The 6,617-nt window shown below is 59.0% G+C and carries 4 protein-coding genes and 1 pseudogene; 4 read left to right on the top strand and 1 reads right to left on the bottom strand.

Annotated elements, in window-relative coordinates; translation table 11 throughout:
- A pseudogene (locus Q0C28_RS17770) lies at window positions 1-129 on the top strand (IS630 family transposase); the annotation flags it as partial.
- Between the two features lie 129 nt (window positions 130-258).
- A complete protein-coding gene (locus tag Q0C28_RS10840) occupies window positions 259-972 on the top strand; it encodes a trypsin-like serine protease (RefSeq protein WP_293575668.1) in 714 nt (237 codons plus the stop codon).
- A 193-nt stretch (window positions 973-1,165) separates the two neighbouring features.
- On the opposite strand, the gene carB is transcribed toward Q0C28_RS10840, so the two are convergent.
- On the bottom strand, window positions 1,166-4,525 hold the full coding sequence (gene carB / locus Q0C28_RS10835) for a carbamoyl-phosphate synthase large subunit (protein ID WP_293575666.1): 3,360 nt from the start codon (window positions 4,523-4,525) through the stop codon (window positions 1,166-1,168).
- 189 nt (window positions 4,526-4,714) lie between these two features.
- On the opposite strand from carB, the gene Q0C28_RS10830 reads away from it, so the two are divergent.
- The gene (locus Q0C28_RS10830) at window positions 4,715-5,869 is read left to right on the top strand and encodes an aminodeoxychorismate synthase component I (protein ID WP_293575664.1); all 1,155 of its coding nucleotides are present in this window, start codon (window positions 4,715-4,717) and stop codon (window positions 5,867-5,869) included.
- Window positions 5,812-6,465 (top strand): aminotransferase class IV family protein, encoded by a 654-nt coding sequence (locus Q0C28_RS10825; RefSeq protein WP_293575662.1) that lies wholly within the window; start codon window positions 5,812-5,814, stop codon window positions 6,463-6,465. Before Q0C28_RS10830 ends, Q0C28_RS10825 begins: the two co-directional genes overlap by 58 nt.
- Window positions 6,466-6,617: the final 152 nt, after the last annotated feature.

Genomic DNA, 6,617 nt, shown 5'->3' with positions numbered 1-6,617 from the left:
AAGCAATTCGCCGATGCGATCCTGAGATTCTTCCGCGAAACCATCCCCAAAGAGTGGAAAACATTCCGAGATCAGGTCTCAGACAACTTCAGGGTCATAACACACGAAAAATTTCGGGTTTTGGGGTGAGTGCGGTATAATGGGAAATTAATCCTGTCACATTCTGCCCGTCTTTCTGACAGCTCGCATCCACCTTGAGCCCCATTCCAGCCCCAGCTGACCCCGATCTTGGGAGCGTGGGAACAAGTGGAGTGGACTATGAGAAAAATAGCCGCAGCAGTCTCTGCTGCAGTGCTTGCGGGCTGTTTGTTCAGTACGCAAGCCAGCGCTCAGTCAGCGCGTGTCAGCGCTGTGCCTGGGTGGGAGGCGGTTGGCCGTCTGAACATATCGGGCACCAATATGTGTACCGGCAGTCTGATCGCGCCCAATCTGGTGCTGACGGCGGCACATTGCCTGTACAACCCCAAGAACGGGAGGGCGGTCAATCCGCGAAGTATCAAGTTTCAGGCTGGTCTGAACGGGCGGCGTGCCAAGGCCGAACGCCGCGTTGTCAAAGCGGTAATTCACCCAGACTACCAGCACAAATGGTCGGCCAAGACCAAACCTGGCAGCGATATCGCCGTTCTGCGATTGGATAAACCGATCCAGGCGAACGAGGTTCGACCCTTTGCCTTGGCGGCAGCACCTTTGCCGGGGGACAGTGTCGACGTGCTGTCCTACACGGTGCGTGCCGCAACGCGCCCGGCCCGAGAGCGGGACTGCCGAATACTATCCATGCGCAGTGAGACGCTGATCACCAGTTGTCAGGTGGAGTTTGGGGCTTCGGGCTCGCCAGTGCTGCGGATCCGGCCGGGGCAGGCGCCAAAAATTGTCTCTGTCATCTCTGCCAAGGCGCATATGGGGCAAAAGCCCGTGTCCCTGGCCACGACCTTGGATGGATCGTTATGGGCGCTCATGCGCCGTGCAGGCTGAACCGGCCCCTGTGCTCCAACTCCGGTTCCCACAGTTTCCGTGGGTAGGTGGGGCCGCTCAGAGAAGCCGCGGGAGACGTCCCGCGGCTTTTTGAACAAACAGCCCCAGAGCGGGGCTCTGGGGCTGGTATGTGTATTCTGACGGTTTGCACTCAGCAGGCTGGAACCATACCGCTGGACCCAAATTGGCTGGATCAGCCCTGCAGGCTTTTCACCTCAACTTCACCTTCGGCCTGGGCCTTGATCGCCTGCGCGGCGGCATTGGCACCGGCTGCGGTGGTGAAATAAGGGATCTTGTCATAGAGCGCGACTGACCGCATCTCTTTGCTGTCTTCGACCGCCTGCGCTCCTTCGGTGGTGTTGATCAACAGCTGGACATTGCCATCCTTCAGCATGTCGACCACATGGGGACGACCCTCGTAGACCTTGTTGACCAGATCACATGGCACGCCATGGCCGTCCAGCCAGGATTGCGTGCCGCGCGTCGCCACCAGTGTGAAACCCTGATCCACCAGACAGTTGGCGGCCTCCAGCATCAAAGCACCTTTGTCTGCGTCCTTGATGGAGATGAAGGCCCGTCCTTCTGAGGGCAGAACCATACCTGCGCCCATCTGCGCCTTCAGGAAGGCACGGGCAAAGGATCTGTCCCAACCCATGACTTCGCCGGTGGACCGCATCTCTGGGCCCAACAGGATGTCGACGCCCGGGAAGCGGGCAAAGGGCAGCACAGCCTCTTTGACCGAGAACCATGGCATATCCGGATCAGCCAGTGTCATCGGATCCGCCATCGGTGTGTTGACGTCATAGCCTGCGTCCGGCTCGTAAGCCGCGCGTTTGGGGAAGGCCGACAGCGGTTCACCAGCCATGATGCGGGCCGCGATGGAGGCGATGGCGCTGTCTGTGGATTTGGCGACAAACGGCACGGTGCGCGACGCACGTGGGTTGACCTCGATCAGGAAGATCTCATCCTTGCCGGTTTCATCCGCTTTGATCGCGAACTGGACGTTCATCAGCCCCACAACATTCAGAGCTTTGGCCAGCGCGTTGGTCTGCGTTTTGATTTCGGCAATGATGTCTTTCGACAGAGAATAGGGCGGCAGCGAACAGGCGGAGTCACCGGAATGAACGCCAGCTTCTTCAATGTGTTGCATGATCCCTGCAACATGCACGTCAGTTCCGTCGCACAGCGCGTCCACGTCCAGTTCGACTGCGCCGGCAAGGTAGCTGTCCAGCAGAACAGGGCTGTCGCCGGAGACCACAACCGCCTCGGCGATGTAGCGTTTCAACTGGTCCATATCGCGCACGATTTCCATCGCACGCCCACCCAGCACGTAAGAGGGGCGGATCACTAGCGGGAAGCCAATCTCTTCAGCAATATCCAAGGCTTGCGCGTCGGACGATGCGATCCCGTTTTTCGGCTGTTTCAGGCCCAGCTGGTTGACCAACGCCTGGAACCGTTCGCGATCCTCTGCAAGGTCGATGGCATCAGGTGAGGTGCCGAGGATCGGGATGCCTTCCTCTTCCAGCGCATTGGCCAATTTCAGAGGGGTCTGACCACCGAACTGCACGATCACGCCATGGAGGGTGCCATTTTCCTGCTCTTTGGTCAGGATCTCCATCACGTGTTCAAAGGTCAGAGGTTCAAAATAGAGCCGGTCAGAGGTGTCATAGTCGGTAGAGACCGTCTCCGGGTTGCAGTTGATCATGATGGTTTCATAACCAGCATCGGTCAGCGCAAAACAGGCGTGACAGCAGCAGTAGTCAAACTCGATGCCCTGGCCGATCCGGTTGGGACCACCGCCCAGAATGACAACTTTCTTTTTGTCCGATGGGCGTGCCTCGCATTCCACATCGCCAAAGGCAGGCGCCTCATAGGTCGAATACATATAGGGCGTCTGGGCTTCAAACTCAGCGGCACATGTGTCGATCCGTTTGAACACCGCTTTCACGCCGAGACCACGACGGGCTTTGCGCACCTCGGTGTCGCTCTGTCCTGTCAGTTTGGCCAGGCGGGCATCGGTGAAGCCCAGCATTTTCAGAGCGCGCAGCCCCTCTGCGTCTTGCGGCAGACCATTGGCCTGTACACCGGCCTCTGCATCCACGATCTCGCGGATCCGCGCGAGGAACCAGGGGTCGAATTTTGTTACACCTTGGATTTCATCGTCGCTGAGCCCGTGGCGCATGGCTTGGGCGATGGTGCGCATCCGGTCCGGAGTTTGCTGGCTGATCGCTTTGATCACGGCGGCTTTGCCGTCGGCAGTGTCGTCCGCGCCCGGGATTGCGACCTCGTCAAATCCGGTCAAACCGGTTTCCATCGATGCGAGAGCCTTTTGCAGGCTTTCATGGATCGTGCGCCCGATCGCCATGGCCTCGCCAACAGATTTCATCGCGGTGGTCAGATAGGGCTCGGATCCTGCGAATTTTTCAAACGCAAAGCGCGGGATTTTTGTGACGACATAGTCGATGGTCGGCTCAAACGAGGCAGGGGTGACACCGGTGATGTCATTGTCCAACTCGTCCAGCGTGAAACCGACGGCCAGTTTGGCGGCGATTTTCGCAATCGGGAAGCCTGTTGCCTTGGACGCCAGCGCCGAGGAGCGGGACACGCGCGGGTTCATTTCGATCACAACCATGCGGCCGTCTGCTGGGTTCACCGCCCATTGCACGTTGGAGCCGCCAGTTTCGACGCCAATTTCGCGCAAAACCGCGATCGAGGCAGAGCGCATCATCTGATATTCTTTGTCGGTCAGCGTCAGCGCAGGGGCCACGGTGATCGAATCGCCTGTGTGAACGCCCATAGGGTCGACGTTCTCGATTGAGCAGACGATGATCGCGTTGTCAGCGGTGTCGCGCACCACTTCCATTTCATATTCTTTCCAGCCCAGAAGGCTCTCATCGACCAGGATCTGATTGACTGGCGATGCGTCCATGCCGGAACGGCAGTAGTGGATGTAATCTTCGCGGTTGTAGGCAACCCCACCACCGGTTCCACCGAGGGTGAAGGCTGGGCGGATGATGGCGGGCAGGCCGATGTCGTCCAATTCGTCCAGCGCCATCTGAACACCGGCATCCAGATCCGCAGATCCATCGGCCTTGTTGGGCGCGGTGATGATGGTTGCGCGCGGATTTTCCAGGCCCAGGCGGTCCATCGCCTCGCGGAACAGCTTGCGATCTTCTGCCATTTCAATGGCTTCACGCTTTGCGCCGATCATTTCGACGTCGAATTTTTTCAACACGCCCATCTCTTCCAGCGCCAGCGCAGTGTTGAGACCGGTTTGACCGCCCATGGTGGGCAGCAAGGCGTCGGGGCGTTCTTTTTCGATGATCTTGGCGACAACCTCTGGGGTGATCGGCTCGATATAGGTGGCGTCCGCCAGGCCCGGGTCGGTCATGATGGTGGCCGGGTTCGAGTTCACCAGGATCACCCGGTAGCCTTCTTCGCGCAGGGCCTTGCAGGCCTGAGCGCCAGAGTAGTCGAATTCACAGGCTTGGCCAATAATGATCGGCCCCGCACCAATGATCATGATCGATTGGATGTCGGTTCTTTTTGGCATGGCCCAAATTCCTCTGATGTGCGCGAGTCATGGGCGCAGACGTTCGCCCAAATTGTCCTGCGTTATAGGGACAGCGACGAAAGGTTCAAGAGGGATCGGAATTGGAAATGGAAATGCCGCATCCTTCCCTTTAGTTCGCTATCCGAACAGCTATATGTGGCTTCATGTTAATGACTGGAGCAATCACCGGTGCGGATTCGCTTTGACAAGGGGCCATTGGGTCCCAACACCCGTTTTGAAGATCCAATCGAGATCCTGCGTGCTGACGAGCCCGCGCAGGTGCCATCGGTGTTGGCCGCATTGGACGAAGCGCGCGGGGCAGGGCATTGGCTTGCGGGCTATGCATCCTACGAACTGGGCTATGTGCTGGAGCCGAAGCTGGCAGACCGGCTGCCGCAGGCGCGCCGGTTGCCGCTGTTGTGTTTTGGGGTCTACAGCGATCCCTCTTGTGTCGATGACAATGACCCCGCGCTCTGTCTGGCTTCCGAGGACGCGGGTCTTGGCTCGCTTGCTCCGCGTTGGAATGCGCAGCGCTATGCAGATGCGTTCGATGAGGTGATCACCAACATCGGCAAGGGGGATATCTACCAGGCCAACCTGACCTTCCCGATGGATGCAGAGGCTCATGGATCCTCCTCGGATATTTACGCGGCCTTGGTTGCCAAACAGCCTGTGGGCTATGGGGCCTTGGTTGAACAGGCGGGATTGCCGGATCTGTTGTCGCGGTCGCCGGAGCTGTTTTTCCGCACAAAGACCGACGGCACCATTGAAACCCGCCCCATGAAAGGGACCCAGCCCCGCAGCGTTGACCCGGTCGAGGACGCAAAGCGCCGCGATTTCCTGCGCCAGGATGAAAAGAACCGGGCAGAAAATCTGATGATCGTCGATCTGTTGCGCAACGATATCTCGCGGGTGGCGCAGACAGGATCTGTGCATGTGCCCGAACTCTTTTGCGTCGAAAGCTATGCGACCGTGCATCAGATGGTGTCGCTGGTGCGCGCCAAACTGCGCGAGGATGCGGGGTTGTCGGATATTTTTGCGGCACTTTACCCCTGCGGCTCAATCACCGGTGCGCCCAAAATTCGCGCGATGGAGATCCTGTCAGATCTAGAGCCTTGGGCGCGCGACATCTATTGCGGGACAATCGGTTGGGCCGCGCCAGATGGTTCCAGCGAATTCAACGTCTCCATTCGGACCTTGATGCTGGAAGAGGGGCGCGCAACCCTGAATGTGGGCGGCGGGGTCGTGTGGGACAGCACGGCCGAGTCCGAGTATGAGGAAGCACTATGGAAAGCCCGTTACGCGGACGTCATGCCATCGCAAAAGACCCTGCTTTCCGCCTGATCGAAACCCTGGGCTGGCATCCGGGTGAGGGGTTTCGCCATCTTTCGACTCACGTCGCCAGGTTGGCCCGCAGCGCGGCAGCATTTGATATTCCGTTTTCCAGCGCTGCGATTGATGCGCTGTTGGCGGATGTGTCTGATGTTGTGCCACTGCGGTGTCGCCTGACGCTGGATGCAGCTGGCAATGGCGCGCTGAACACTGCCCCCCTTGGCGACACAGCCGCTCTTTGGCGGCTGGGGATCAATGAAACGCAGCTGGATCCGGATGACATCTGGCTGCAGCACAAAACCACTCGGCGCCATGTCTATGATCACGCCCGTGCGACCCTGCCGCCGGACGTAGATGAACAGCTGTTCCTCAACACACGGGGTGAAATCTGCGAAGGCACGATCACGAATATCTTTGTCACCACCACCGACGGGGATGTGCTCACGCCGCCGCTGACATCGGGTCTACTGCCCGGCGTGTTGCGGCACAGGCTCATCGCAGCAGGGCAGGCCCGGGAAGCCGTGCTGCGTCTTGCAGATCTTGAGGCCGCGGCAAAGATCGAAATGGGCAATTCGCTGCGTGGTCTGATACTGGCGCATCTGGTCTGACCTGTTGCCATCTGGCGGTTCCCAGCTGTTTTGCGGTCTTCGTTGCCGCGAATTCACCCTGTTTGCTTGACAAGAGGGCTGCAACCTTGTGTACCACCCCGGATGAATTCCGCGCCGTTTTGGCGCCTCCTCCGAATTGACGGCCCGCCCGG

Origin of the sequence: Phaeobacter sp. (assembly GCF_022825805.1) — a bacterium.
Taxonomy (GTDB): domain Bacteria; phylum Pseudomonadota; class Alphaproteobacteria; order Rhodobacterales; family Rhodobacteraceae; genus Phaeobacter.
The sequence above is the reverse complement of the archived record's forward strand: the minus strand, read 5'-3'. Positions and strand labels throughout refer to the sequence as shown.

What these genes read in the sequence shown, in the direction of transcription:
- Q0C28_RS10840 (WP_293575668.1), top strand. Translation starts at nt 259, where the DNA reads ATGAGAAAAATAGCCGCAGCAGTCTCTGCTGCAGTGCTTGCGGGCTGT.
- carB (WP_293575666.1), bottom strand. Translation starts at nt 4,525, where the DNA reads ATGCCAAAAAGAACCGACATCCAATCGATCATGATCATTGGTGCGGGG.
- Q0C28_RS10825 (WP_293575662.1), top strand. Translation starts at nt 5,812, where the DNA reads ATGGAAAGCCCGTTACGCGGACGTCATGCCATCGCAAAAGACCCTGCT.